Genomic DNA, 25,881 nt, shown 5'->3' with positions numbered 1-25,881 from the left:
GAAGCTGATCCGCTGAACGGCCAGTCAGGCCTGCCGAGCAGCGCGTATCTCGGAAAGGTAGGCCTCTTTATTGAAGACAAGCTTCTCTATGGGCAGGAGATTCGGCCAGACAGCGCTGTGGCCCGACACGTGTATGCCTGAGTCGTCCTCGAACGAGATGTTTTGCCATTCGATGGAATCGCCTCGGTCGACAATGCCGCATGAGACGACGCCACAGTAGTCGCTGCCGCAATGGCATCGGTACAGCACGACACGGCCTGTCCCCAATTGGTTGGAGGAGGGCTGCTGTGCCGAAAGCTCCTCGATATCGAAGTTGCATTCGCTAGAGCCAAGGCCTCTGGCGATGCCCAGAAGAGATGACAGCGGGCTACCGTTGATTGAGAACTCCGCGATCTGACAACTCGCTGGCTTGTCGTCGATTTCGTAGTGCAATGGCGTTTGGGTGACACTTAGCACATCGAAAACCTGGGGCATATTGGCCTCTGATGCCTGCTATCTGATTGCCGGATCCCTGGGGCCAGATATACGACTTGATCGCGGCGCCGTACTGGTGGCTACCCCCTTGATATGGCTCGATCTTAGGGGCGCTGGTGGCGGCTAACAAGCCGACGTATAGCCGGATCCAGCGAACAGGGCGGATGCCTTCCGCGGGAGGCTTGGCCGTGGAAGTGCCTGTCCGCTTCGGATTGGAAGCGGACAGCCGGCCAGTGGGATTCGAAGGCGCCGATCCGGCTCCGAACGTAATCTGTCGGACTTCTACAGCAGTGCCCGTGCGACGTCACTCCACGTCATGACGTGGCGCATACCTGCCGGCACCGCAGTCCGCTGGGGCCCAAACAGGTAGAGGTTGGGGACAGTGCCAACCATGGCCTGGAGCACATCGATGCGGTCATCGATGAAGTGCGTGATGTCGAGCTCTCGGCAGTGCACGGCCTTGTCGGGGCGCTTGAGGCAGAACCTGACATTCCCTCTTTTGATGCCTGTCCGCTCGAAGAAGCGGTGATAGGCGAACCACTGCAGGGTCCTGTCCTGCACCCGCTGTCCGCACTTGGAGACGATCCAGGCTTCTCCGGCGAAGCGAGTCACTAGCGCCGGGACCACTTCGAACATTCCGTCGTAGGGCGGAGTGCGCAATGCGTCCTCGATCGAACCGCCTATGAACGAGGTGTCTGGGCGTGAATCGTCGCCAGGGCTGATCAGTACACGTCCAACGTCAATTCCGAGCTTCATGATGATTTCTCCGTGTTTGTTGCAGCGCATTCCACACGGGGCATCTATAGATAGGAACTTGATTATTCGAATCGTCTATAGAAATATTGGATAATGAATCTCTTGCGCGATGTCACGCTGGATGCCTTGGTCGCCTTCGCCGAGTTCGCCGAGGACGGCAACTTCAGCCGAGCGGCCGCTCGCCTGCACATATCGCAGCCCGCCCTGCATACGAAGATCACCAAGCTGGGCCGCACGATCGGATTGCCGCTGTACATACGGCGCGGGCGGTCGATCGAGATCACTCAGGCCGGTAGGCAGGTTCAGCGATTCGCCCGCGAACTGGCCGTATCGACGACGGCCTTCCAGAGCGAGCTGTTGGGGCAGGATGCGGAGCCCACCGTGGTATTGGCGGCGGGCGAGGGCTCGTATCTGTATCTGCTCGGCCCCGGAATCCGCGGCCACCTGTCGGATCGCCGGCATGCACTGCAGCTGCTTACTGCGGATGGTTCGGCGGCAATCGAAGCCGTGCGGTCCGGGCGCGCGCACCTGGGCGTTGCGTGCCTGGAGACGGTTCCTAAGGATTTGACGGTGACGCCGCTTACGCGGGTGGGGCAGGTCCTGGCGATGCCCAGGAAGCACCCCTTGTCCGCACGCCGAAGCATCCGGCTTGGAGACCTCCAGGGCGCCGACCTGATCGTGCCGCCTGCGGGGCGACCGCATCGGGTGATGCTTTCGCAGTTGATGCAATCCGCGCAGGTGGACTTCAACGTGGCCGTCGAGGCCACCGGTTGGGAGGTCATGCTGCATCTGGTGCGCCTGGGGATGGGCCTGGCCGTGGTGAATGCCTGCTGCCGCTTACCGGCCGGTGTCGCTGGCCGGCCCATTCCCGAGTTGCCCGCCTTGCAGTACTTCCTGTTCCATCGCAACGGCGGCTTGTCCAAGGCGGCGGCGAATCTGAAGCAGAGCCTGGCCGGCCATGCCGATGCATGGAAGGGCGAAGGCTAGGTGGCGGACAAGCCGCCAGTTCGTGAGGCGGCTCCGGCTGATGCATTGTTGGGCCCTCCGGGAACTGCCATGGGCGCCAGCGTTCCAGTCCGCCGCTTGACGCAGACAGATCTGTCTGTATAGTCCTGCCCATGCCGGCCACCGAGCAAGCACCGCCACCCCCACGCGAGCGCATCCTCGCCGTCGCCTCGCAGCTGTTCTACGCGCACGGAATACGCGCGGTGGGGGTCGATACGATCATCGATCAGTCGGGCGTGGCCAAGGCCAGCTTCTACAAGCACTTCCCCTCCAAGAACATCCTGGTGGCCGAAGTGCTGAGCCAACTGGGCGTCGCCTGGCGGCAATGGTTGGCCGATGCCGTCGACCGTTTGTCCGACGATCCACGCACGCGGCCCTTGGCGGTCTTCGATGCGCTGGCCGAACGCCTGGCTAGCGCCGGATTCCGCGGTTGCGTCTTCATCAACTCGATCGTCGAGCTGGCCGACCCGGACAGTGCAGGGCATCAGGTCGCGAACGATCACAAGCAGCGGGTGACCGCCTACCTGCAATCCCTGCTCGCGGCGGCGCAAGTGCGGCCGAGCAAGGCGCTGGCCGAGCAATGGATGATGTTGATGGACGGCGCCATTGTCACGGCGCTGCGCACCGGTTCTCCGGCGGCGGCGGCGTCCGCCAAGGCGATCGCCCGCACCCTGATCGCGCAAGGGCTCGCCAAGCCGCCCGTTCGCAAGTGATACGACGCTTTCCCCGTACCCCCACTCAAACCTGATTCGGACCGACGTTATGACAAGCTTGTTGAATCGGCTGGCGTTGCTGCTGGCGCTTTGCGGCGCATTTACCCAGGCACCGGCGGCGGAGCCGGCCATCAAGCTCTATGCCCTGGACTGCGGGCGCGCGCAATTCGAGGACCTGGCGCCGTTCTCCGATACCGGCGAATACGACGGCCACCCCGGGACCTTGATGGCGCCGTGTTTCCTGATCCGCCATCCCAAGGGCGACATGCTGTGGGAGTCGGGCTTGGGCGACCGCTACGCCGAGCCGGCCGGTGGTACGCAGCTGCCCCTCTTTCGTGCCATCGTCAATAAGACCGTCGCCTCGCAGCTGCAGGAATTGGGCTTGAGCTTCGACGACATCGAGTTCTTCGCCTTCTCGCACGGGCATGGCGATCATCTGGGCAATGCGAATGCCTTGAAGGCGGCGACCTGGATCGTGAATCGCAAGGAGTTGGAGTGGATCAATGCGGTTCCGTCGCCGCCGCGCACCAACGCCAAACTGATCGAGACCCAGAAGCAAGCGACCACGGTGCTCATCGACGGCGATCACGACGTGTTCGGCGATGGCAGCGTGCGCATCCTGAAGGCGCCCGGCCATACCCCGGGCCACCAGGTGTTGCTGCTGCGGCTGCCTCGGTCGGGGGACGTCCTGCTGTCCGGTGATCTGTTCCATTCGCGCGAGAACCGCGCGGAAAAGCGCATGCCCGTATTCAACGTGAGTCGCAGCGAGACGCTCGCGTCGATCGACCGGGTCGAGAAGATAGTGAAGAACAGGCGCGCCCGGGTGGTGATCCAGCATTCGCTGGAGGATTTCCGCGCCATGCCGGCGTTCCCCGCCTATCTCGACTAGCTTCCGCCTGTCGGTGCCTGCCTGTTTCCTGGGATTCGGCCCGGCCTGGGCGCGCTGATGCCGCTTTCCCGGCCAGGTCAGGCCGTTTAGGCGGTTTCAGGCGATCGGCGGTACGGAAAGCCGCTACGTATGGCGTATGGTCGATGCATGATGCACCTATTCCTTACCGAGAACCGGACCGAGCTGATCGCGCGGTGTCGTGAGAAGGTGGCGCAACGGGCGGCGCCGGGAGCGTCCGGGGACGAATTGGCCTACGGGATCAGTACCTTCCTCGATCAACTGATCAAGACCTTGGTCGTGGAAAAGGCGGCAACGCCGATGAAGAGTGGCCAGGTCTCGGGGCCCTCCGGAGGAGGGCGTCCGAACCTGTCGGAGATCGGAGAGTCCGCGACACAGCATGGCCGGGAGCTGCAACGCCACGGCTTTACCGCCGAGCAAGTGGTGTACGACTACGGCGACCTTTGCCAATCCATTTCGGACCTGGCCGTCGAGCGAGGCCAGGCCATCGAGGTCGACGAGTTTCGCACTCTCAACCGCTGTTTGGACAATGCGATCGCCAGCGCGGTCACCGAGTTCGGCTATCAGCGCGACTTCGTCATCGCCGACAAGCAGGCGATGCATCTGAACGAGCGGCTGGGCTTCCTGGCCCATGAGCTGCGCAATCAACTGTGCACCGCCACCTTGGCCCTTTCGATCATCAAGCAGGGCAACGTGGGCTTGTCGGGCGCCACGGGCGGTGTCCTGGATCGCGCGCTGGTCGGCTTGGGCAACCTGATCGATCGCTCGCTGGCGGAGGTGCGGATGGTGGCGGGGCTGCCGGTCCAGAACCGTCTGTTCTCGATGGCCGATTTCATCGCCGAGCTCAAGCAATCCGCCTCATTGGAGGCGCGGGTGCACGGATGCACGCTCAACGTATCGGAAGTGGATCCCTTGCTGGCCGCGGACGTGGATCGCGACCTTTTGCTGGCCGCAGCCGGCAATCTGCTCCATAACGCGTTCAAGTTCACCCATCCGCATAGCGAAGTGATCTTGAACGTCTACGCTCTGGCGGACCGAATTTTCATCGATGTGCAGGATCATTGCGGCGGACTGCCGCCAGGAATGGCCGAACAGATGTTCATCCCCTTCCTCCAGGGCGCGCAGGACCGCAGTGGCTTGGGGCTGGGTTTATCCATCGCGCGCCGCAGCGTCGAGGCCAACAACGGCACGCTCAGTGTCCGCAACGCGCCCGGCATCGGATGCATTTTCACCATCAACCTGCCGCGCCACGCCATGGTTATGTAGAGCGGCAGGTGTACGCAGGACTGGTCGCATCGGAGTTGGCGTAGAAGGCTTCCTGTCCATGTCGGCCTTCTGCAGCGGCTTCAAGAAGGTGGTGGGGGCGCCGTCGGCCGGGCGGCAGCAGGCCCGACGGCGTTCGGGACTGCGGCTCCTGAAACGCGTTTCAGGAATTCGGAAACACGCTCCAAGATATTGATCCACAAGGGTAACGGGCAGGATGCGGGGCATCCATCAAGCGGAGCCCCCCATGTCAGTAACGCTATCCCAGTCGGCCACCGCCGGTGCGACACCGCTGCACGCCAGCCTCATCCAGCTGTTGGCAATCGCCTTCTTCGCGCTGCTGTTCGGCGGTACCGCGCAGGCCGCGGCCGCCGACGACCGCGAGGTCGCCGCCGTTATCCAGGACTACCTGCAAGGGAGTTCCTACAACCGGGCCGACCAGCTGCAGCGCGCATTTCATCCCGAGGCCCGCCTGTACCTGAGCGACCAAGCCGACGGCATGCGCGAGGTGAGCATCGCCGAGTACGCCAGCTGGTTCGGCAAGAATCCGGGGCAGTTCAACGGCCGTATCGGCCGTCTGCTCGGCACCCAGGTCGATGGCGGCATCGCGACCGCGAAGGCGGAGATCCTGGTGGTCAAGGACCAGGCGCGCTTCGTCGACCTGTTCCTGCTGAAGAAGCTGGGCGGGCGCTGGCAGATCATCAGCAAGACCGCCACCCGCTACCCGGGGCCGGTGCACGGCCGGCAGGTGCTGTTGGCCGTGTCCAACGTCGACACCATGCCCGGCACCCGCCTCAGCGCCGGCAACAGCTTCGCCGAACTGATCCACGCCTATGCCGCATTCCGCGAGGCCGGCTACGGCGTGCAGTTCGTCAGCCCCGAAGGCGGCGCCGTGCCGCTGGCCTACATCGACACCAGCGACGCCGAGCACAAGGCCCAGGTCTACGACGGCGACTTCATGTGGGCCTTGGCTCACACTCGCAAGCCCGAGGAGCTGGACGCCGGCGACTACGCCGCCCTGATGTACATCGGCGGCAGCGCCGCGATGTTCGGCGTCGCCGATCACCCGGGCCTGCAGGCCTTGGCCGTGCGCATCTACGAGCAGCAGGGCGGCATCGTCTCCGCCGTATGCCACGGCAGCGCCGGGCTGGTGGACCTGACGCTGTCGGACGGAACGGCGCTGGTCAGCGGAAAGCGCGTCACCGGCTATCCCGATGCCTTCGAGAACAAGGAGGCGGCCTACTACAAGACCTTTCCGTTCTCGATCGAGCAGCGCCTGCTCGGACGCAGGGGGCTGTTCCGTCACGGCGAGCGCAACACCTCGCATGTGGAGGTCGACGGCCGGCTCATCACCGGCATGAACTGGCAGTCCACCCGCGACGTGGTCGCCGCCATTGTCCGCAGGTTGGAAGCCCAGGCCGATGCGGTGCAAGCCGGCGCGGCAGCCCAACGCTGAGGGGCATCGGCACAGGCGCCGCAGCCCCGTTGTGGGAGGCGCGGCGCATTGGGCTTGGGCTTTCAGTCGAACTTGACCAGGTTCAGGGCGGGCAAGGGACCGCCCGGGAACTGCACCAGGCGGCCGCCGCTTGCGAGCGAGCCCAGGTCGATTCCGAAGAAGCCCAGTTGCTCGATCAGGCCGCCCACGTCCGCCTTGGCGCGGGCGTCGTCGCCGGAATAGAACAGCACGCGCTGGCCGCCTTCCGAACGCGGGTCGCCGGACAGCAACGGCGGCAGCAGGTGGTTGAATGCCTTCACCACGCGAGCGCCCGGCACCAGGCCCGAGAATATCTCGCTCGACACGCGACCGCCCAAGTCGGCAGGCTGGAACAGCGGCGCTTCGATCGGGTTGTTGGCGTCGATGACGATGCGATCCTGCCAGTCCGGCAGGCCCGCCAGTGCGGCGGGCAGCTTCGACCAGTTCACCGCCACCAGCACGATGTCCTGCGCCGCGGCTTCCTCGCGCGTTCCGGCGCGAATGGACGAACCGAGCGTCCGCACCAGCGAGGCCAGCGACTCGGGGCCGCGACTGTTGGCGATGACGGCCGGAATGTGGTGCTTGGCCAGTGCGCGGGCGAACGCCGCGCCGATGTTGCCCGCCCCGATGATGCCGATGGTCTTCATGAAGGTGTCCTCAGTAGTGTTGGTATGAATCAGGACGTGAAACCGCCGTCGGCCACGATGTCGGCGCCGGTGACGAAGGACGCGTCCGGGCTGGACAGGAACGCCACCACATTCGCGATCTCGCGGGTCTGGCCATAGCGGCCGACCGCCATGTTCGGGATCAGCGCCTTGGCGAGATCGCCGGAAGCCGGGTTCATGTCGGTATCGGTGGGCCCCGGATGCACGGTGTTCACGGTGATGCCGCGCGGGCCGAGGTCGCGCGCCAGGCTGCGGTTGAAGCCGGTGACGGCGCCCTTGGTCAGCGTGTAGAGCGAAGCGCCCGGGAAGGAGGCGTAGCGCGTCATCGAGCTGCCGATGTGGACGATGCGGCCGCCCTCGCGCATGTGGCGCACGGCTTCCTGCGTTGCGACGAATACGCCGGTCACGTTGACCGCGATCATGCGCTGGTAGTCCTCGAAGCTGATCTGGTCGATCGGACCGCCGCCGAGGGCGATACCGGCATTGTTGACCAGGATGTCGAGGCCGCCATAGGTCTTGACGACCTTGGCGATTGCGCCGCGAACGGCGTCGGGATTGCCCGCGTCGGCCTGGATCGGCAGCGCGACGCCGCCAGCGGCTTCGATGGCGCCGGCGGTTTCCAGGGCCAGCTGCTCCGAGCCGACGTAGGTGAAGGCGACCTTGGCGCCGTCCGCGGCCAGGCGCTTGGCGATCGCGGCGCCGATGGAGCGCGAGCCGCCGGTGACCAGGGCGACCTTGCCGGTCAGGGGAAGGGAATTTTGGGTCTGGGTGTTCATGGTGGGCTCCGTGGAAGGAAGGGGCTGCGTGCTGCGAACGATGCGCTCGCCACTTCCCTTCAAGTAGCCGGTAATGCTTAGAATCAGTTTCAAGTTCTACTTGAAGAGCCGCTCATGGAAACCCTGGCCAACCTGGAGTCCTTTGTCCGCAGCGCGGAGCTGGGCGGCTTCTCCGCCGCTGCACGCCAATTGGGCCTCACGCCGGCGGCGGTCAGCCGCAACGTGGCGCTGCTGGAGAAGAACCTCGGCACCCGTCTGTTCCACCGAAGCACCCGCAAACTGACGCTTACCGAGTCGGGCGAGCGATTCCTGGTGGGCGTGCGCGGGCATCTGGATGGCCTGCAATCGGCCATCGCCGAAGTGGCCAGCGATCGCGGCGAGCCGGCGGGTGTCCTCAAGGTCAGCGTCCCATTGGCCTTCGGCATGGAATACCTGTTGCCGCTGCTGTCGGATTTCATGCAGCGCTATCCGCAGATCCGCATCGACTGGCAGTTCGACAATCGCCAGGTGGATCTGGTGGCCGAAGGATTCGACGCAGCCATAGGCGGCGGATTCGAACTCTCGCAGGGCGTGGTGGCGCGTGCGCTCGCGCCGGCGCACATCATCGCGGTGGCCTCACCGGCTTATATGAAGGGGCGCCGCAAACCTTCCGCGCCGGAGGATCTGGCCGAGTTGGACGGGATCGCGATGCGCTCCGCGCGCACCGGCCGCATCCGCCAGTGGACGCTGCGCAACGCGGCCGGCGCGACCCAGGCCGCCGAACTGCGCCATCACCTGGTGTTCAATGATCCGGCGGCGATGACGCGGGCGGCGGTCTTGGGCCTAGGCGTGAGCATGATCTCCGTGCCCGATGCGTTGCCGCACCTGGATAGCGGTGAATTAGTAAGGCTCGTCCCGAAGTGGTACGCCGATGCCGGCCCGATTTCGCTGTACTACGCCAGCCGTACGCTGATGCCGGCCAAGACGCGAGCTTTCGTCGACTACGTGGTCGAGCAGTTCCAGCAGCGGAAGCTCGCCGCGCGCTTTGCAGGGAGCTTGGCCTAGGCGACGCAGCCGCGTCACTCGAAAGTGGGGTGTGGTTGCCACGGGGCGCGGTTCCTCACCGGAACGCCAACGTAAGAACGCGCAAAGCCTCTCGCGTTCGCCGGTCGCTGAGGTTGCTGTAGAGCATCACCTCCTGCGCGCGGATCGCCGGCAGCGACAGCGGCCCGCCAACGTCGACCGTGCCCGCCGGCGCCGCGCGCCGCGCCAGCACCGCCACCGCGAGGCCGGCGGCCGCGGCGGCGCCCAGGATCGCGGCGCCTTTGCCGACGAAGACTTCGCGCCATTCGACGCCGGCCCGATCCAGCGCGCGCACCGCCTCGATGCGGATGCGGCAGGACTCGCCTTGCGTCGCCAGCGGCAAGGGCTGGCTGGCGCGCGGTTCCCAGCCGGCCGCCGCGAACCAGGAAAAGGACTCCGCGAACACCGCCTTGCCGCGCTTGCCGCGATCCTCGGGGCGCAGCACCAGCACGGCGTCGAGTTCCCCTTGTTCCAGGCCGCGCATGAGTTCGTTGGTGCCGGCGATGCGCATCTCGACCCGCAGGTTCGGGTCGTGGTCGCGCATCTGCCGCAACAGGAACGGCAGTTCGCTGCCGACCAGTTGCTGGTTGATGCCGATCGCCAGGCGGCGCTGCTCCGTCTCGAAGGCGGCGGCCGCGCGGTCGTGGGACGACACCAGTTCGCGCGCCACGCCGAGAAAGGCCAGCCCCTCGGCCGACAGGCGTACATGCCGCGGCGTGCGTTCCAGCAGGCGGCGGCCGAGCTGCTCTTCCAGCCGCCGCAGCTTGATGCTGACGGCGGACTGGGTGGTGCCCAGCACGTCGGCGGCCCGGGTGAAGCTCTGCAAGTCGGCGGCCAGCAGGAACGCCCTGACCGCATCCACGTCCATCGCCTTCATCTTGATGATTCGATTTTCCAATGACAGATATATTTATAGATGTGTTTTTCGTATCTATCAAGCGGCATAGGATGGGTCATCGATCCCACCCTGAGGACTCAGCGCGATGAAACCACTGACCGGCGCACTCGTCGCCATGCTGGCGGGGATGGCCACGCGCGACGCGCAAGGACCGACACCTGCGTTCCCATTGCAAGGCACCTGGACCCTGGTCGCTGCGGACAAGGTCTTGCCCGACGGCGCGACGACGCGGGACTACGGCGAGCACCCGAAGGGCAGGCTCGTCGTCGATGGCCAAGGGCGGTATTCGCTGCAGATATTCAAGTCCGAGCGCCTGCGTTTCGGCAGCGACAGCAAGGCCGATGGCAGCGTCGACGAATTCAGGTCCGCGGTCATGGGCAGCAGCACCCACTACGGCACGATGAGGATCGACCAAGGGGCAGGGCTGCTGGTGTTCTCCATCGAGGGCTCGTCCTTTCCGAACTGGGAAGGCACGACCCAGCAGCGCCAGTACCAGTTCGACGGCGCAGAACTGCGTTACAAGGTGCCGCCGCGGGCGGATGGGAGCATCCCGATTTCCGTGTGGCGCAGGCTGGATTGAACCCCTGATTTCCGTTCGGGGGCGATCGGGCCTTCGACTCATGCATCAAGCGATGGAGCCGTCATGCCGCACTTCGTAGTCGACTGTTCTCAGGCAATACTTCAGATCCACGATGAAGCATCGATCATCGCCAGCCTGCACCGGGCGGTGAGTGCGTCGGGGCTGTTCGAAGAATCGGACATCAAGATCCGCATGCATCCTTTCGCGACCTATGCCGTCGGCGGCGGGCGGGAAGATTTCATCCACACCTTCGCCTGGATCATGCAGGGGCGCAGTGTCGAGCAACGCGCGGCCTTGTCGAAGGCGATCGTCGGCGAGTTGGCTGCCATGTTTCCGCGGCTTGGCCGTATTGCCGCCAATGTCGCCGAGTTCGAACGGGCGAGCTATTTCAATCGGGCCATGCTGTGACCATGTCGAAATCGCGTCCGGCCGTTCGTCGTAAGGGTGAAAGGGCCGCTCACCACCGGCTTTCACCAGGAAGGATTCATCATGACCATCACCATCACCGCCTTCGAACGCTCGCCCGACGGCGGCAAGGGGCTGGCGCGCGATACGCGCGTGCGCTGGGCGCTGGAAGAGTTGGGCCAGCCCTACGAGGTCCGCCTGGTGTCGTTCCGCGCCATGAAGGAACCCGCACATCTGCGCCTGCATCCCTTCGGCCAGATTCCCACCTTGGAAGAGGGCGATCTCGTCCTGTTCGAAACCGGCGCGATCGTGCTTCATCTCGCCCAAAGCCATGCGGGCCTGCTGCCGGACGAGGCCAATGCGCGGGCGCGCGCCATCGCCTGGATGTTCGCCGCGCTCAACACCGTGGAACCGCCGATCCTCGACCTGGCGATCGCCAAGTTCCAGGAAGGCGACCGGCCTTGGACCCAGGAGCGCCTGCCGTTGGTGCAGGACCGCATCCGCGCCCGCCTGGCCCAGCTGTCGGCGCGCCTGGGCGATGCCGACTGGCTGGACGGCGCGTTCAGCGCCGGCGACCTGATGATGGCCTCGGTGCTGCTGAGGCTGCGGCCGTCGGGCCTGCTGGACGAATTCCCCAGCCTGGCCGCCTATGTCGCCCGCGGCGAGGCGCGGCCCGCTTACCAGCGCGCTTTCGCGGCGCAATGGGCGGTCAACGCCGCGCCGCCGTCCGCCGGTTGATGCTTGCGTTTTGGGGCGCGGTTGCGGTCCGGCGCGGCAGTTGAAAAGCGGCCCATGGCCGGCCCGCGTGGCGGTTGGCTTGCTGAAGCCCTCAGTGGCCGCGCGCGCAAGCCACGAAGTAGGGCGCGCCCTGCACGGGATCGACTACCTGCTTGTCGAGCGGCAGGCGTGCCGCCTGCGGGTGCTTCTGGATCGCGGCCGAGTCGCGCTCGAACTCGTCGCTCACCGTCACGTATACCGGCGCGCCCTGTTGGCACTGCGGGCGGCTGCCCGGGCCCTGGAACACGAAGCGGCCCAGGTAGACGTTTCGGCCGGCCACCACCTCGAACGGCATGGCCACGCGCTGCGTGCTGTAAACATTATTGGTGGAGATGCCGAAGATGCGATAGCGGCCGGGCTTCAGGCACACAGTGAACGCGCTCAGGCGCGGTGCGAAGTCGTTCTTGCTGCCTCCCCTGGCGTAGCCGAACGAGCCTTGCTTGAGGGTGCTGTCGGCATTGGCCTCGGACACGAAGACGATGGACGAATAGGCATTGTTCGGGCCTTCGGTGCCGATGCTGCCGCTGACGCAGCCGCCGCCTTTGGCCGGCGACTGTTTGTAGCTGGCATAGATGGGGCCGTAGGTCGAAAAGCTCTCCGCATGGCTGCTGGCGGCCGCGCAAAGTCCAAGGATCGAAAGGGCGAGCAAGCCGTGCTTCATGCGACCGTCCTGGTTAGGCGATAGGGCAGGGCCTGACGCCGGAATGGGCCGAGTGTAGATCGGAACGGCATCCTGGCGGCACGGAGGGCAGGTCGATGCGATCCCGCGCGGAGGGCGGGCTGCAGGTTCTGCTCGCGCTGCCTCTGCGCGACGCGTGATCGGCGCCGGCGAGTCTTGTTCCGCGACTCGCCGAGCGCAACCCGGGATTGGCGCGGAAATCGCGGCAAAAGTGCGGGTTCGCGGGCTTCACGACGGTGGCAGGCAGCCGTGTTAGGCTCGCCCCGTTCGGACGCCCATCGCCTCCAGGGACGGTTCATGCGCAAGCCATCGATCACCTCGGGAGTTCCGCCACGGCTCACGCTGCAGCGCGTGCGAATCGGCGTCCTGTTGATTCCCTTCCTACTGACGGCCTGCGCCATGCAAGAGACTGCGAACTTCGATTCGGCTGCCTGGAAATCGCAACGCGGCGCGAAGCCGCTGGACAACCAACGCGGTTCGATGGTGCCGGCGCTGGCCAAGCTGATCGCCGAGGGCATGTCCCGCGAGGACGTGATCGGCGTGCTGGGCGAGCCGGATTCCAGCAATGCCGCCACCGGCGTGGACATCTACGAGCTGGGCGTCTCCGACGCCGGCATCGACGAAGAGTATTACGAGATCCGCTACCAGGACGGGCGCGTGGCATCGCGCCGCTGGGCGCGCAGGTAAGACAGGCGGCCGCGCGGCGCGCGGCGGCGAACGAAGGCAAGCGAAAAGGAGAGCGCGATGTCGGATCCCCGTCCCAACCTCAACGACATCCGGACCAATTACCAGGTCGCCGACGATGAGGTCATCACCTATCGTCCGCGCGCGTTCGGTGCGATCGATATCCCGTTCACCGACGGCCGGGAGATGACCAAGACCGAAGGCGCCTTGCTGGATCGCCTGACCCGAGATCGCGGCCTGATGGGCCTGAGCGGCTTCCGCGACATCGCCCGCGAGGCCTTCGCCGAGGGCGAGCGACGCTTCCCCGACAACCCGGTGCCGGCCGGCGTGCCCGCCGACCGCGCGCGCGAGTGGCAGGGCAACGACGGCCACCGCGACGCCTTCCGGCATGCCTACTGGAGCGCGCGCCTGGCGCAGGAGTACGGCCCGGAGTGGGGCAAGGCCTTCACCACCGCGCACGAGGGTTTGCCCGGCAACTGGGCCAACCGCGAGGCGATGGACCTGTACAACAATTCCATTGGCAACCAGATCGGCGCGGCCAACCGCAATGCGACGCCGGCGGAATTGGCCAATCTGGTCGGACAGGCGCTGGACCAGGGCAAGCTGGTGGTGATGAACAGCGGCGGCAATATGGAATGGAGCGACCGCGTGCGCGTGGGCCAGCACGGTCTGTCGCCGGAAGACGTGATAGGCCCCAAGCTGCCGACGCCGGGCGCGGTATCCACCGACAGCCGGGTCAGCTTGAATACGCCCGAGGCGGCGCCCGGCGAGCGTACCGCGCTGGCTACGCTGGATCCGAATGTCGCGCGCATGCGCGAGGACCCGATGTACGGACAGGTTGTCGCCGCGATGCGCACGCACGGCATGGCCGACGATCAGGTGGCGGCCAATCTGTATGCGGGCGCGAAGCTGAAAGGCTTCGACACGGTGACCGGGATCCAGCCCGGCAACGCCGTGGTCGACGCCAACGGCCAGCCGGACCGCAATCTGTTCGTGTTCGACGGCAGCAAGGGCCCGACCGGTCCGAACTACGCGATGGTCAGCGAAAATCAGGCGCGCGGGGTACGCGAGCAGGATGCCGCGACCGTCGCGGTGCACGTGCAAGCCAACCCGCAGGCCCAGACCCAGCTGGCGGCCGCGCAGACCACCGAGCAGCCCGAACATCGCAAGGCGATGGGCTAGCGCCCGCGACGCGCACCGCGGGCGCCTGTTCGCGGGACTGCGCGCGTAGCGCGGGCGCGCCATCGGCCGTCCTGCCGGTTCGGGAGACTTGGCGGCAGGCCCCGGCGCCGGCCGACCGCCTGCGCACTGCTCCCTGACCGGGCCAGGGATGGCGATGACTGCTTGGATGTCTATGCTCTGGGGAGAGCGGTACGAACAGGGAAAACGGTCGCGGTGATCGGATCAGCTGCCGCCGTATGCGCAGGACCGGCTTCGCGGCGCCTGCGCCGATGCGATGCCGATGCGCGAGGTATGGTGGAAACAGGGGGACGCGACCGATCATGGGAGCCCGTAAACGACGCTACGTGGGCCGGCCGGTTCCCGGCGACGGCTGGCGTGTTTGGGACAACAGCCTGAAACGTTGGTGGGGTAACGTATTCGCCGACTATCCGCAGGCGGTGTTGGACGAACTCAACGGCGAAGGCTCCCCTGAGCGGCTGGCCGAGCTGGGCAAGCAATCGCGCCGTCCAAAGGCAGCCCGGAAACTTTCCCGATAGCGGCGCCGGCGTCCCGCCCGAGCCGATTCGCTATGCTTGAATCGCACTGCGTGCGTGCGCGCGACGGGCGTCGCGAGCCGCACGATCGCTTTCCGCGCTCAGCTTTCCACTCCAAGCCAACTCCAGGAACCGATCATGGACGACAAGATCACTCCCGCACCGATTATCGACGCGGACATCCAGGCCCGGACGCAGGACTCCGCCGCCACCGCGATGGAGGCGATCGCGTCCCTGCGCCGCGTGTCGCCCGACGCCGCCGACCTGGTCGCGCACTCGGCGGCCGCTTACTTCGACGGCATCTCCAAGCTCGCCCTGGCCAGCCAGGCGGTATTGCTGAAGCAGATGACCCAGGAACTGACCGATCAGGCGCCTAACAACGCCGCGGAAGACGCGCTCGGCATACTGGCGACGGACATCTTCATGAGCGCGGCCGCCGCCGTCGCCGCGGCGGCCGGCGCGATGGAAGCCGAGTCGGCGGGCTTCGCCATCGACAAGATCGACCAGAGCATCGCCAAGTACTCCGACTTGCTGCGTAACCGAGGAGGTTGAGCGTACGGGGCAGGGCCCCGCGCTCGTCAGGGTGCCTGCGAGCCAACGCGCTCGGCGATGCCGTGCGCGCTCTGCATTCATGCGCGCGAAACGCGCGTTCGCGCCGGATCGTGACGCGCATCTGAACCGCCGCGTATCGCGTCGCGGAACCCGCCCGCGCTTCGCCGGTCATATCCGCGATCGCCTAAGTGCGCGCCGCCGTTGCAGTGTCATCCGCTGAGACGCGAGCTGCCTAGGCTGCTCGTCCGTCGTCGCCGACGCGCCCTCACAGGAACCGCCGTCCATGCATTACACGTCCGTGCAGATCGAAGACGAACTCCAGCGCCTGGACGCCACGCTTGCGCGCGTGGCCGCGCGCGCGGGGCGCGGTCTGGACTATGAGATCGAACGCCGCCTCGATGCGCACCGGCGTTCGCTCAGCGACATGGTTGGCGCCGACGGCGCGGTGCTGGTGCTGGACACCGTCAACGCGGCCAAGCACGCGATGGGGCAGGAGCGTCCGGGCGATTATCTGGCGGCGATGGAGATGTCGCGCCGCACCCTGGCCCTGGTCGTGCGGCGCATGCTCAACCGCTTCGAGGCCGCGTAAGGCGCGTATCGCATACCGGCATAAGCATCGGTGCTGAAGCGGGCGTGAGCGCGGCCCGGGTTTTTCACCATTCGGCCATCTTCCTTTCACGAAATTTTTCTCGCGCGATCGCCACCATGGCGCGCCATCGAGCGGCGCGGCCGCTCGGGTGCAGTCAGGCGAGGAGACGGTCGATGCGTGTGGACGTGTTCGTGGTCGGCGATGAAGAAGGTTATGTGGTCGCGCCCGCGGGACGGCCGTTGCCGCTGGACGAGATGTTCGCGCTGGGCCCCTTGCGCTTCGGCTGGACCCTGGAGAGCGCGATGGCGGCGCCGCGCCTGGATTGGCGCAGCATCGCCGCCGATATCGATGCGCGCGGTTACGGCATCGTGCCCAGGGCCGACGTGCCCGGCTTGCTGGCGACGCCGCAGCGTTGGCTGCCGGCGCTGTACCCGGAGCACCATCGGCCGATGGCGGCCTGAGTTCAGCCTCGCCCCGGGGCCAGCGGAATCCTACCCGCCGGTACGGCATGGGCCTACGCCCGTCATGGCCGGTCCGGTCTCGCGCGCTGCGACGCCATCCCGGTACAGTGACAGTCGGTTTCCGCACCTCGGCCCTCATGTCCAAACCCGCCAGCAAGCCCGCCGCCAAGGCGCGCACCGCCTACGTCTGCTCTGAATGCGGCGCCGACCACAACAAGTGGCAGGGCCAGTGCGGCGAGTGCGGGGCCTGGAACACCCTGAGCGAGTTCGTGGTGGAGCCCGCGGCCAAGGGCGGCGGGGTCGCGGCGACGCGGCGCAGCAGCTGGACCGGGCGCGCCGACGCGCCGGCGGTCACCGCTTTGAAGGACGTGCAGCACGGCGAGGAATCGCGGGTCAGCACCGGTATCGGCGAGTTCGACCGCGTGCTCGGCGGCGGCCTGGTCCACGGCGCGGTGGTGCTGGTGGGCGGCGATCCGGGCATCGGCAAGTCGACCCTGCTGCTGCAGGCGATCGTGCGCATGGCCCAGACCCTGCCGGGCCTGTACGTGACCGGCGAAGAATCCCTGGCCCAGGTCGCCGGGCGCGGCGCGCGCCTGGGCTTGCCGCTGGACGGGGTGCATGCGCTGGCCGAGACCGGCGTGGAGCGCATCCTGGAGCACGCTGCGCGGATGAAGCCGGCGCTGATCGTGGCCGACTCGGTGCAGACCCTGTGGACCGAGCAGCTCAGCGCCGCGCCGGGCTCGGTCAGCCAGGTCCGCGAGAGCGCGGCGCGGCTGGTGCGCTACGCCAAGGAAACCGGCACGGCCGTGTTCCTGGTCGGCCACGTCACCAAGGAGGGCGGCATCGCCGGCCCGCGCGTGCTCGAACACATGGTCGACGCGGTGCTGTATTTCGAGGGCGAGAGCGGCAGCCGCTTCCGGGTGCTGCGCGCGTTCAAGAACCGCTTCGGCGCGGTCAACGAGCTGGGTGTGTTCGCGATGGGCGACAAGGGCCTGCGCGAGGTGCCCAATCCCTCGGCGATCTTCCTGTCCGGCAGCCGCACTCCGCAGCCCGGCAGTTGCGTGATGGTCACCCGTGAGGGCACCCGGCCTCTGCTGGTCGAGGTGCAGGCCCTGGTCGATTCCTCGCCGCTGTCCAATCCGCGCCGGGTCGCGGTGGGCATGGAACAGAACCGCCTGGCCATGCTGCTGGCGGTACTGCACCGCCACGGCGGGGTCGGGGTGGGCGACCAGGACGTGTTCGTCAACGTGGTCGGCGGCATCCGCGTGCAGGAGACCGCGGCCGATCTGCCGGTGCTGCTGGCGGTGCTGTCCTCGCTGCGCGACCGGCCGCTGGCCGAGCAGACCGTGGCCTTCGGCGAGGTCGGCCTGTCCGGCGAGATCCGCCCGGTGCCGAACGGCGAGGAGCGTCTGAAAGAGGCCGCCACCCACGGCTTCAAGCGCGCGATCGTGCCCAAGGCCAATGCGCCCAAGAGCGGGCGGGTGGGGGAGATGACGGTGATCGGCGTCGAGCGCCTGGCCGACGCCCTGGAGTCGGCGGAAGACTGAAGCCACGGGCCGCCGGCGCGGCGTCCTCAGCGCGTCGGCGCGGCGGGCGGCGGATTCGGCGTCGTGGCGGATGCTTGCGCGCGCTTGGCCTCTTCCAGCGTCGGCAGCGGGATGTCCTTTTCCTCGGTCGGCAGGCCCAGGCCTTTGCGGCTGAACTTGATGCCGTCGGGCATCGGCGGTGGTTTCAGGCCGCGTGCGAGCGCGAACATCTGGCATTTGCGTTGCCATTCGGCCATGTGCGGCTTCACCGGCAGCCAGAAGATTTCCTCGAGGATGGGCATGCGGTCGCGGTCGGTCGCGAATTTGGCTTCGTCCGAGGCACGTATCTTCAGTGCGGGGTCGGCCCCGTGCTGCAACAGCCAATAGGCTTTGTCGAAATTGCCCAGACTGGCGTACCAGTTGAGCACGGTGTTGTGGCCGCGCTTGTCGTTGAGCGTGGAGTACAAGGCGTCGTTGATGCGCGCTCCGCGCTGGACCAACAACTGCACGTTCTGCCACTGCCCGCGCAGGTAGGCCACGTACAGCAACGACTCGTCGTTGGAGTTGAGCGTATTGGGGTCGCCGCCGTGGTCGAGCAGCAGCTTGAGGTAGATCGGGTTCTTGCTGCGCGCGGCCAGCACCATCGCGTTGTTGCGGTACTGGCCCCGCTTGCGCTCCGGCTGATGCTTGCGCGCGTTCGGGTTGGCGCCGTTTTCCAGCAGCAGGCGCAGGCCTTCCGGGTTCTCGTTGAAGACCGGCCAGGCCACCAGCGGCATGTCACCCTTGTCGAATAAATGATCAGGATTGATGCCTTTTTCATGGATCATCCAGCGGATCTGCTCGGCCTTGCGGCGGTCGCTGGCCACCGCCAGTTGCAGGGCCGGGCCCTCGAAGTAATCGCCCGGGTCCCAGGGCAGCCGGTCGCCACTGGGGGGCGGCATCGCCCAGCAGGCGGTCAGGGCGCACAGCATCAGGCCGGCCAGCATCAGCCCGGCAAGCAGCTGGCGGCGCAGCGGTGGGGGCGGAGGCGGCGGCGTCATGGCGGCGGTCGTCCTTGGCTGGGGCGGTCCGAATGTAACAAAGCCGACGTTTGACAGGGGCGGGTCGAAGTGGCAGTTTCGGGCCGAGCTTAGCGCCGTTCAGGGATAGAACCGCCATGTCCACGCCCGAGCAGGACCTCCCGTCGCAAACCCCGCGCACGGCCGAGGAAAAAATCGCTCAGCTGCGCGAGCAGCAGGCGCTGCTGGCGTCGATGCGGGCCGGCGGCGATCGTGAACTGAGCACCCAGGCCGACGCTCTGCAGCGTCAGTACCACGCTCGTGAAATGGCCGGCCTGGCCGCCGACGTCTATCGCGCTGCCGAACACAGCGGCCAACCGCCGCCGGGATGGCTGCGCGGCAGCGAGCATCCTGAGCTGCTGCGCAAGGCCGGATTCGATATGAGCGACGGCGAAATCGATCGTTATCTGCAGCCCGACGATTCCGCATTCCGCGCCGAAATTTATCTGCCCGATCCCAAGGTGCTCGGCCCCGACGCCAGGCCGGTGCTCAGTTACAAGGGCTCCAACGGTCCGGTCGTATTCGACGAGGGCGGCAAGCAGGTTACTCGCGAATCGGCGCCGGAAGACTGGATGAATAACGGCCGCCAGGGCCTGGGCCTGGAAAGCGATTACTACACTCGGGCGATGACCCTGGCCACGGCGGTCAATCAGTCGGGCATCGGCGGCAACTTCGAAATCGTCGGCCACTCCCTGGGCGGTGGCATGGCTTCGGCCGGCTCCGCCATCACCGGCGTGCCCGCCACCACTTTCAATTCCGCCGGCCTGCATCAGGCCACGGCGCAACGCTACGCCGACCAGAACGGCTTAAGCGTCCACAACACCAATCAGACCGTCGTCGCCTACCAGGTCACCGGCGAAGTGCTGACCGACGTGCAGACCAGCATCGACCGCATGAACGGCCTGCGCCGCGCCGAACTCGGCCGCGTCGCCAACCAGACTTCGGAACTGATGCGCCTGCCAGGCGCGAAAGAACTGCTGGGCCAGCAGCTCGCGCAGCACCTGCCGTACAGCCGCGAGGCGCAAGCCGACGCGCGCGGCCTGGTCGATGCCTTGGCGACCCAGTCGGGCAACCGCGCATTGCGCGACATGCCGCTGGCGGCGGGTCAGGTGCAGCCCCTGCTGACGCCGAAGACGCGCGATGCGCAGGGCAGCCTGATCGACCGCCCGCAGGCGATGTCGCTGGGCCAGGCCGGCGAGTTCGCCGGGCCGCTGCTGCGCGTGGCCACGGTATCCCTGGCCGGCGCCCAGGTCGGGCGCCAGGCCGGCGAAGTGGTCGCCGGCGGGGGGCGCGTGGCCGATCGCGGCTTGGACCTGGCCGGCGACGGCGCGCGCGTGGGCCTGCAGATGAGCGGCCGGGCCGCCCAGGCCGGCAGCCATACCGTCGGCCAGATCGCCGGCTGGCAGGTGCGCACCGGCGGCGAAGCCGTGGCCCAGGTGCAACTGGTGTCGGGCCGCGCCGCGGCCGCCGTCGACATGGTCCAGTGCGAAGGCGCCAAGTGGAGCAACAGCGCCACCAACACCTTCCTGCGCGGCGCCGGGCGTTGGGTGCCGATGCTCAACGACATCGCCGACCAGCGCGACCGCGCCACCGCGCAGTACTGCGAGAGCCAGCGCGGCGAAGCGCGCGCGGCCTTGACCGGTTCGCAGCAGGCCGCAGACAACACGCGTGCGGGCGCCAACCAGGGCGCGCGCGCGATCGAGCGGACCGCCGACGCGGTCGGCGGCAACCTGCGCCGCGGCGCCGACGGCGCGGGGCATTCCATCGACGCCACGCTCGACGCCAGCGGCTACCAGATCCGCCGCGCCACCAGCTACGCGCCGCTGGGCCTGGCCCTGACCGGCGCGACGGTGGCCGGCGTCGGCGGCGCCGCGGTCACCTTCGACCCGACCCATCCCGGCGGCTTTCGCAACATCGTCCAGACCAAGGTCCTGTTCGACAACATCGGCCAGGCCGCGGGCGAGGCGGTGCAGCGCCACGGCATGGTCGATACCGTGCTGCCCAGCCTGGACTTCCGCACCCGCGAGATGGAACGCGCGGCGGCGCAACGCCTGCCGCAGACCGTCGCGCCGCCGGCGCCGGACGCCCCGGTGCTGCCGCAAACCGCACCGGGCGCGCGCGGCGCCGGCGCGAACCCGGGCGGCGACGGCGTGCTGCTCAATGACCCGCGCCATTCACAGTACCCGCTGTACCGCGGCGCGGCCGAGGGCGTGTACGCCCTGGACGCGCGCTTCGACCGCACGCCCGATCCGCGCAGCGACCAGCTCGCCGGCTCGCTCGCGGTTGCGGCCCTGCGCAGCGGCATGCAGGAAATCAATCACGTCGAACTCAGTCGCGACGCCAGCCGCGTGTTCGCGGTGCAGGGGCGGCTGGACGACCCGGCGCGCGTCAACGCCAGCGTCGAAACCGCGCGCGGCATGGACACGCCCTTGCGCGAGAGTACCCAGCGCGCCAATGAGATCGAAAGCGCGCGCGCGCCGACGGCGCAGCAGCAGAGCCAGGACCAGGCCCAGGACAACGATCGCGCGATGCGTCGCGCCTGACGGCGTATCACCCTGACGCGGTCGGCTTAGACCGGTCCTGCGGTCGCGCCGGCAAGCGCTGCCGGCCCTTGCCGACGCAGGCTGTACGGCCGAATCCTGCACGTTCGAAGCGGTACTGCGCCCAACCGTGTTCGCGCTGCGGCGAGCCGAGCTGGCGCGGCGCGGCTTTGCGCCGACAATGCACGCGCAGGCCGAACGCCTGCGCTTTCGCTGCGTGCCGTCGGGTGCGCGAACGGAATTGCCCTGAACGAATGCGGGAAGTCGACCGGCGTGCGGCCGTTCGCTGCCGCGTGCGCTCGCGCGTCCGCGGCGGAAGTTCGAACCGATTGCTGCGACGCTTGCGCTGGGATGTGAAAAGACGATGGCCCCGGATTCCCTTGCCCCCAGGCTTGCGCCTGGCGAGACCGCCGCGCCTTCGCACGACCTTGCCTTGCTGGGACTGGCGATGCTGGCCCAGTTCCACGGCGTCGCCGCCGATCCGGCGCAACTGACGCACCAGTTCGGTCGCAGCGGCGAGGCCTTCGACGACGCCTCGCTGCTCCTGGTCGCCAAACAGCTGGGTTTGAAAGCCCGCATCACCCGCACTGCGCCCGATCGCGTCGCCATGGCCGCCTTGCCGGCGTTGGCGCTGACCGAAGATGGGCGCCATTTCGTGATCGCGAAGGCCGGGAACGACACGCTGCTGGTGCACGAGCTCCAGGAAGGCCGGGCCAAGGTAATGACGCGCGATGCGTTCGCGCAGCGCTACCACGGCCGTCTGTTGCAGGTGACTTCGCGCGCCTCGGTCCTGGGCCAACTGGCCAAGTTCGACTTCCGCTGGTTCGTGCCGGCGGTCGTCAAATACCGTCGCCTGCTGGTCGAAGTGTTGGTGGTGTCGCTGTTCCTGCAGTTGTTCGCCCTGGTCACGCCGTTGTTCTTCCAGGTCGTCATGGACAAGGTGCTGGTGCACCGCAGCCTGACCACCCTGGAAGTGGTCGTGGTCGGCCTGATCGCGATTGCCGTGTTCGACGTGGTGCTCGCCGGGCTGCGCGCTTACACTTTCTCCCACACCACCAGCAAGATCGACGTCGAGTTGGGGGCGCGGTTGTTCCGCCATATTCTGGCGCTGCCGCTGAGCTACTTCGAGTCGCGTCGGGTGGGCGACACCATCGCGCGAGTGCGCGAGCTGGAGAACATCCGCAACTTCCTCACCGGCCAGGCCCTGACCTCGGTGCTGGATCTGCTGTTCACCGCCGTATTCCTGGCGGTGATGATCTATTACAGCGGCTGGCTCACCCTGATCGTGCTGATCTCCCTGCCGGTGTACGCGTTGTGGTCGGCCTCGATCACGCCGGTTCTGCGCAAGCGCCTGAACGAGAAATTCGCGCGCGGCGCCGACAATCAATCCTTCCTGGTCGAGACCGTCAACGGTATCGGCACCGTCAAGGCCACCGCGGTGGATCCGCGGGTTACCCGCACCTGGGACAACCAGCTGGCCGGCTACGTCGAGGCCTCGTTCCGGGTCTCGCGCCTGGCCAACGTGGGCCAGCAGGGCATCCAGCTGGTGCAGAAGCTGGTCTCTATCTGCATTCTGTTCTTCGGCGCCAAGTTGGTCATCGCCGGCGACCTGAGCCTGGGCCAGTTGATCGCGTTCAATATGTTGTCCGGCCAGGTGTCGGCGCCGATCGTGCGCCTGGCCCAGTTGTGGCAGGAGTTCCAGCAGGTCGGCATCTCGGTCGAGCGGCTGGGCGATATCCTCAATACCCGCACCGAGTTGCCGGGCAGCCGCATGGCGCTGCCGCCTATCCAGGGCCGAATCGGCTTCGACAAGGTGGTGTTCCGCTATCGGCCCGACAGCGCGGAGATTCTCGGCGGCATCGACCTGGACATCGCCGCCGGCGAGGTCATCGGCATCGTCGGCCGTTCCGGCTCCGGCAAGAGCACGCTGACCAAGCTGGTGCAGCGCTTGTACGTGCCGGAGCGCGGGCGGGTGCTGGTCGACGGACACGACCTCGCGCTGGCCGATCCGGCGTGGCTGCGGCGTCAGCTGGGCGTGGTGCTGCAGGAGAACTTCCTGTTCAACCGCAGCGTGCGCGAGAACATAGCCCTCAGCGACCCCGGTGCCCCCTTGCAGCGGGTGATCGAGGTCGCGCAGCTGGCCGGGGCGCACGACTTCATCCTGGAGTTGCCGCAGGGCTACGACACGGTGGTCGGCGAGCAGGGCGCCTCCTTGTCGGGTGGGCAACGCCAGCGGCTGGCGATCGCACGCGCGCTGATCGCCGACCCGCGCATCCTGATCTTCGATGAGGCCACCAGCGCGCTGGACTACGAGTCCGAGCACGCGGTGATGCGCAACATGCGTGCAATCTGCCGCAATCGCACCGTACTCATCATCGCCCACCGCTTGTCCACCGTGCGCACGGCCGATCGCATCATCGTGATGGAGAAGGGGCGGATCGTCGAAAGCGGACGCCATGAAACGTTGGCGGGCCTCGCCGACGGCCACTACGCGCGCCTGCTCCAACTGCAGCAGGGGGCCGCATGAAGCATCTGCTGTCGGCGCTGTCGGAATTTCTGTCGCGCTATGCGCAGGTCTTCAAACTGGCCTGGGCCGAGCGCAAGCGCCTGGAACCGCCGCGCCGCGACGCCGACGAACTGGCCTTCCTGCCGGCGCACCTGGAGCTGACCGACACACCGGTCTCGCCGACCGCGCGCTGGGCCATGCGCGTCATCGTGGCTTTGTTCTGCGTGGCGCTGTTGTGGGCGGTGCTGGGTCAGCTCGATATCGTCGCCGTGGCCAACGGCAAGACGGTGGCCGGTTCGCGTACCAAGGTGGTGCAGCCGGCGGAAACCGCCGTGGTGAGGCGCATCCTGGTGCGCGACGGTCAGGCCGTGCGCAAGGGTCAGCTGTTGATCGAACTGGACGCCACCGGCACCGGTGCCGACTACGCCAAGGCCGACGAAGCCCTGCTGAACGCGCGGCTGGCCGAGCTGCGCTTGAGTGCGATGGTCGTAGCGCTGGATCGCGACCTTCCACCGCGGCTGGCGGTCGACCCCAGCTTGCCCGAAGCCCGTCGCGATGCCGAGCAGTTGCTCGCGAGCAGCCAGTTCCAGGCCTTTCGCGCGCGTCGCGACAATCTGCGCGCGGTCGCCGCGCAACGGCGCGCCGAACTGCGCACCGGCTCGGCCATGGTCGGGCCGATGCAGGAGGCCGCCGCCATCGCCAAGAGCCGCGTCGACGACTACGCCGAGCTGGTCGACGCCAAGTACGTAGCGCGTCATGAGTACCTGCTGCGCAAGCAGGAGCATATCGCCGCCGAGCGCGACCTGGCCGCGCAGCGCAACCGCCTCCAGGAGATATCCGCCTCGCTGGACGGCGCGGAGGAGGAGCTGCGCGTGCTGGTCGCCGACACCCGCGAGCAGACCCTGGACGGCCTGCGGCAGGCGCGCGAACAGGTACAGCAATCGACGCCGGAGCGGGCCAAGGCCGGGCAACGCGACCGGCTGATGCAGCTGCGCGCGCCGGTGTCCGGCACGGTCCAGCAGCTGGCGGTGCATACCGTCGGCGGCGTGGTGACTCCGGCGCAGCCGCTGCTGGCGGTGGTGCCCAGCGAAGAAGCCCTGGAAGTGGAGGCCACCGTCCTCAACAAGGACATAGGTTTCGTCCGCCCCGGGCAGCGCGCGACGGTGAAGATCGAGAGTTTCCCCTACACCCGCTACGGCTACCTGGAAGGCACGGTGGAAAGCGTCTCCCACGACGCCGCGCAGGACGAGAAGTTGGGCCTGGTGTTTCCCGCGCGCGTGCGCCTGAGCGACGCGTACCTGATCGTGGACGGCGTGAAGGTCGCCCTGACCCCCGGCATGTCGTTGAGCGTCGAGATCAAGACCGGAAAGCGACGCGTGATCGACTACTTGCTGAGTCCGCTGAAGCAGCACGGCGACGAGGCGATGCGCGAGCGGTAGCGTATCGCGCGGGTCGTAAAGTGGCGGGGCTCCGCCGAGACTGATCTGAGCCGCGAGTTCCGGCGCAAATTCCCAGCGGTGGTTGCGGCCGGCGATCCGCTCGACGGACGGGAGACGGCAGCACGAGATCATGGTGGCCGGCGACCCGTTCGTCGGGATTTATCGCCGATGCCGCGATGCCAAGCCGATGTGCTTGCGCGTGACCAATCAGCGTTCGCAATCATTTACTTGACACACATTTCTGCCATCGAAGACGTGAGCGATGCGCTGCGCATTCATGCAAATGCAGTGCGCCGAATCGTGGCGGCAGTGCGCCGAAGCGACGACACATGGCGCGTCATCGCGAAGACAATGACCACATGGCACGGCGCGTGTTG

26 protein-coding genes are annotated in these 25,881 nt (G+C 67.2%); 19 read left to right on the top strand and 7 right to left on the bottom strand.

All coding sequences use genetic code 11. The features are described from left to right. Positions 1-24: 24 nt before the first annotated feature. A complete protein-coding gene (locus tag V1318_RS04625) occupies positions 25-474 on the bottom strand; it encodes a hypothetical protein (RefSeq protein WP_332938097.1) in 450 nt (149 codons plus the stop codon). A gap of 282 nt (positions 475-756) precedes the next feature. Further along, positions 757-1,230 (bottom strand): hypothetical protein, encoded by a 474-nt coding sequence (locus tag V1318_RS04620; RefSeq protein WP_332938094.1) that lies wholly within the window; start codon positions 1,228-1,230, stop codon positions 757-759. A 93-nt stretch (positions 1,231-1,323) separates the two neighbouring features. Here V1318_RS04620 and V1318_RS04615 point away from each other — a divergent pair, with 93 nt between their 5' ends. The 5 genes from V1318_RS04615 (at position 1,324) to V1318_RS04595 (ending at position 6,574) form a co-directional block, all read left to right on the top strand. Further along, complete coding sequence (locus tag V1318_RS04615) at positions 1,324-2,217, top strand: LysR family transcriptional regulator (protein ID WP_332938093.1); 894 nt, start codon at positions 1,324-1,326, stop codon at positions 2,215-2,217. Positions 2,218-2,348: 131 nt separating this feature from the next. Then, the gene (locus V1318_RS04610) at positions 2,349-2,948 is read left to right on the top strand and encodes a TetR/AcrR family transcriptional regulator (RefSeq protein WP_332938091.1); all 600 of its coding nucleotides are present in this window, start codon (positions 2,349-2,351) and stop codon (positions 2,946-2,948) included. A gap of 61 nt (positions 2,949-3,009) precedes the next feature. After that, positions 3,010-3,837, top strand: a complete 828-nt coding sequence (locus V1318_RS04605; RefSeq protein WP_332938089.1) for an N-acyl homoserine lactonase family protein — start codon at positions 3,010-3,012, stop codon at positions 3,835-3,837. Between the two features lie 147 nt (positions 3,838-3,984). Further along, positions 3,985-5,121 (top strand): HAMP domain-containing sensor histidine kinase, encoded by a 1,137-nt coding sequence (locus tag V1318_RS04600; protein WP_332938087.1) that lies wholly within the window; start codon positions 3,985-3,987, stop codon positions 5,119-5,121. Between the two features lie 244 nt (positions 5,122-5,365). Beyond that, positions 5,366-6,574 carry a nuclear transport factor 2 family protein gene (locus V1318_RS04595; RefSeq protein ID WP_332938084.1) on the top strand — a complete coding sequence of 403 codons (1,209 nt, stop codon included), beginning with the start codon at positions 5,366-5,368 and terminating at the stop codon, positions 6,572-6,574. A 62-nt stretch (positions 6,575-6,636) separates the two neighbouring features. On the opposite strand, the gene V1318_RS04590 is transcribed toward V1318_RS04595, so the two are convergent. Continuing rightward, positions 6,637-7,239 carry an NAD(P)-binding domain-containing protein gene (locus V1318_RS04590; protein WP_332938082.1) on the bottom strand — a complete coding sequence of 201 codons (603 nt, stop codon included), beginning with the start codon at positions 7,237-7,239 and terminating at the stop codon, positions 6,637-6,639. A gap of 29 nt (positions 7,240-7,268) precedes the next feature. Beyond that, positions 7,269-8,033: a 3-oxoacyl-ACP reductase family protein gene (locus V1318_RS04585; RefSeq protein ID WP_332938080.1), complete on the bottom strand. Its 765-nt coding sequence runs from the start codon at positions 8,031-8,033 to the stop codon at positions 7,269-7,271. A gap of 114 nt (positions 8,034-8,147) precedes the next feature. Here V1318_RS04585 and V1318_RS04580 point away from each other — a divergent pair, with 114 nt between their 5' ends. After that, on the top strand, positions 8,148-9,077 hold the full coding sequence (locus V1318_RS04580; RefSeq protein ID WP_332938078.1) for a LysR family transcriptional regulator: 930 nt from the start codon (positions 8,148-8,150) through the stop codon (positions 9,075-9,077). 55 nt (positions 9,078-9,132) lie between these two features. Here V1318_RS04580 and V1318_RS04575 read toward each other — a convergent pair whose 3' ends face one another. Beyond that, positions 9,133-9,972, bottom strand: coding sequence for a LysR substrate-binding domain-containing protein (locus V1318_RS04575; RefSeq protein ID WP_332938076.1), 840 nt, complete (start codon positions 9,970-9,972; stop codon positions 9,133-9,135). Positions 9,973-10,078: 106 nt separating this feature from the next. Here V1318_RS04575 and V1318_RS04570 point away from each other — a divergent pair, with 106 nt between their 5' ends. The 3 genes from V1318_RS04570 to V1318_RS04560 all read left to right on the top strand — a co-directional run bounded on the left by V1318_RS04570 (position 10,079) and on the right by V1318_RS04560 (position 11,716). Continuing rightward, positions 10,079-10,573, top strand: coding sequence for a lipocalin-like domain-containing protein (locus V1318_RS04570; RefSeq protein ID WP_332938074.1), 495 nt, complete (start codon positions 10,079-10,081; stop codon positions 10,571-10,573). Positions 10,574-10,636: 63 nt separating this feature from the next. Then, positions 10,637-10,981 carry a 5-carboxymethyl-2-hydroxymuconate Delta-isomerase gene (locus tag V1318_RS04565; RefSeq protein WP_332938072.1) on the top strand — a complete coding sequence of 115 codons (345 nt, stop codon included), beginning with the start codon at positions 10,637-10,639 and terminating at the stop codon, positions 10,979-10,981. Between the two features lie 81 nt (positions 10,982-11,062). Continuing rightward, positions 11,063-11,716, top strand: a complete 654-nt coding sequence (locus V1318_RS04560) for a glutathione S-transferase family protein (RefSeq protein WP_332938069.1) — start codon at positions 11,063-11,065, stop codon at positions 11,714-11,716. 91 nt (positions 11,717-11,807) lie between these two features. On the opposite strand, the gene V1318_RS04555 is transcribed toward V1318_RS04560, so the two are convergent. Further along, positions 11,808-12,416: a hypothetical protein gene (locus V1318_RS04555; protein WP_332938068.1), complete on the bottom strand. Its 609-nt coding sequence runs from the start codon at positions 12,414-12,416 to the stop codon at positions 11,808-11,810. A gap of 417 nt (positions 12,417-12,833) precedes the next feature. On the opposite strand from V1318_RS04555, the gene V1318_RS04550 reads away from it, so the two are divergent. From V1318_RS04550 to radA, 7 genes are all read left to right on the top strand, one after another. After that, positions 12,834-13,121, top strand: coding sequence for a hypothetical protein (locus tag V1318_RS04550; RefSeq protein ID WP_332938066.1), 288 nt, complete (start codon positions 12,834-12,836; stop codon positions 13,119-13,121). Positions 13,122-13,178: 57 nt separating this feature from the next. Further along, on the top strand, positions 13,179-14,300 hold the full coding sequence (locus V1318_RS04545) for a hypothetical protein (RefSeq protein WP_332938064.1): 1,122 nt from the start codon (positions 13,179-13,181) through the stop codon (positions 14,298-14,300). Between the two features lie 320 nt (positions 14,301-14,620). Then, positions 14,621-14,836, top strand: a complete 216-nt coding sequence (locus V1318_RS04540) for a hypothetical protein (protein ID WP_332938063.1) — start codon at positions 14,621-14,623, stop codon at positions 14,834-14,836. A 135-nt stretch (positions 14,837-14,971) separates the two neighbouring features. Next, positions 14,972-15,385: a hypothetical protein gene (locus V1318_RS04535; protein ID WP_332938061.1), complete on the top strand. Its 414-nt coding sequence runs from the start codon at positions 14,972-14,974 to the stop codon at positions 15,383-15,385. Positions 15,386-15,668: 283 nt separating this feature from the next. Next, positions 15,669-15,974 carry a hypothetical protein gene (locus tag V1318_RS04530; protein WP_332938059.1) on the top strand — a complete coding sequence of 102 codons (306 nt, stop codon included), beginning with the start codon at positions 15,669-15,671 and terminating at the stop codon, positions 15,972-15,974. Between the two features lie 173 nt (positions 15,975-16,147). Beyond that, entirely contained in the window at positions 16,148-16,435 is a 288-nt protein-coding gene (locus V1318_RS04525) for a hypothetical protein (protein ID WP_332938057.1), read from the top strand. Positions 16,436-16,572: 137 nt separating this feature from the next. Beyond that, positions 16,573-17,982: a DNA repair protein RadA gene (radA, locus tag V1318_RS04520; RefSeq protein WP_332938055.1), complete on the top strand. Its 1,410-nt coding sequence runs from the start codon at positions 16,573-16,575 to the stop codon at positions 17,980-17,982. 26 nt (positions 17,983-18,008) lie between these two features. Here radA and V1318_RS04515 read toward each other — a convergent pair whose 3' ends face one another. Then, on the bottom strand, positions 18,009-19,001 hold the full coding sequence (locus tag V1318_RS04515; protein ID WP_332938053.1) for an ankyrin repeat domain-containing protein: 993 nt from the start codon (positions 18,999-19,001) through the stop codon (positions 18,009-18,011). A 116-nt stretch (positions 19,002-19,117) separates the two neighbouring features. On the opposite strand from V1318_RS04515, the gene V1318_RS04510 reads away from it, so the two are divergent. The 3 genes from V1318_RS04510 to V1318_RS04500 all read left to right on the top strand — a co-directional run bounded on the left by V1318_RS04510 (position 19,118) and on the right by V1318_RS04500 (position 25,504). Further along, entirely contained in the window at positions 19,118-21,562 is a 2,445-nt protein-coding gene (locus V1318_RS04510) for an XVIPCD domain-containing protein (protein WP_332938051.1), read from the top strand. Between the two features lie 361 nt (positions 21,563-21,923). Continuing rightward, the gene (locus V1318_RS04505; protein WP_332938049.1) at positions 21,924-24,086 is read left to right on the top strand and encodes a type I secretion system permease/ATPase; all 2,163 of its coding nucleotides are present in this window, start codon (positions 21,924-21,926) and stop codon (positions 24,084-24,086) included. After that, the gene (locus V1318_RS04500; protein ID WP_332938047.1) at positions 24,083-25,504 is read left to right on the top strand and encodes an HlyD family type I secretion periplasmic adaptor subunit; all 1,422 of its coding nucleotides are present in this window, start codon (positions 24,083-24,085) and stop codon (positions 25,502-25,504) included. The genes V1318_RS04505 and V1318_RS04500 overlap by 4 nt, the downstream gene beginning before the upstream one ends. The last annotated feature ends 377 nt before the right edge of the window (positions 25,505-25,881 follow it).

It is taken from the genome of Lysobacter sp. CCNWLW3 (genome assembly GCF_036697405.1).
Taxonomy (GTDB): domain Bacteria; phylum Pseudomonadota; class Gammaproteobacteria; order Xanthomonadales; family Xanthomonadaceae; genus Lysobacter.
Note: the sequence above shows the minus strand (reverse complement) of the source record. Positions and strands in the feature narration are given on the sequence as shown.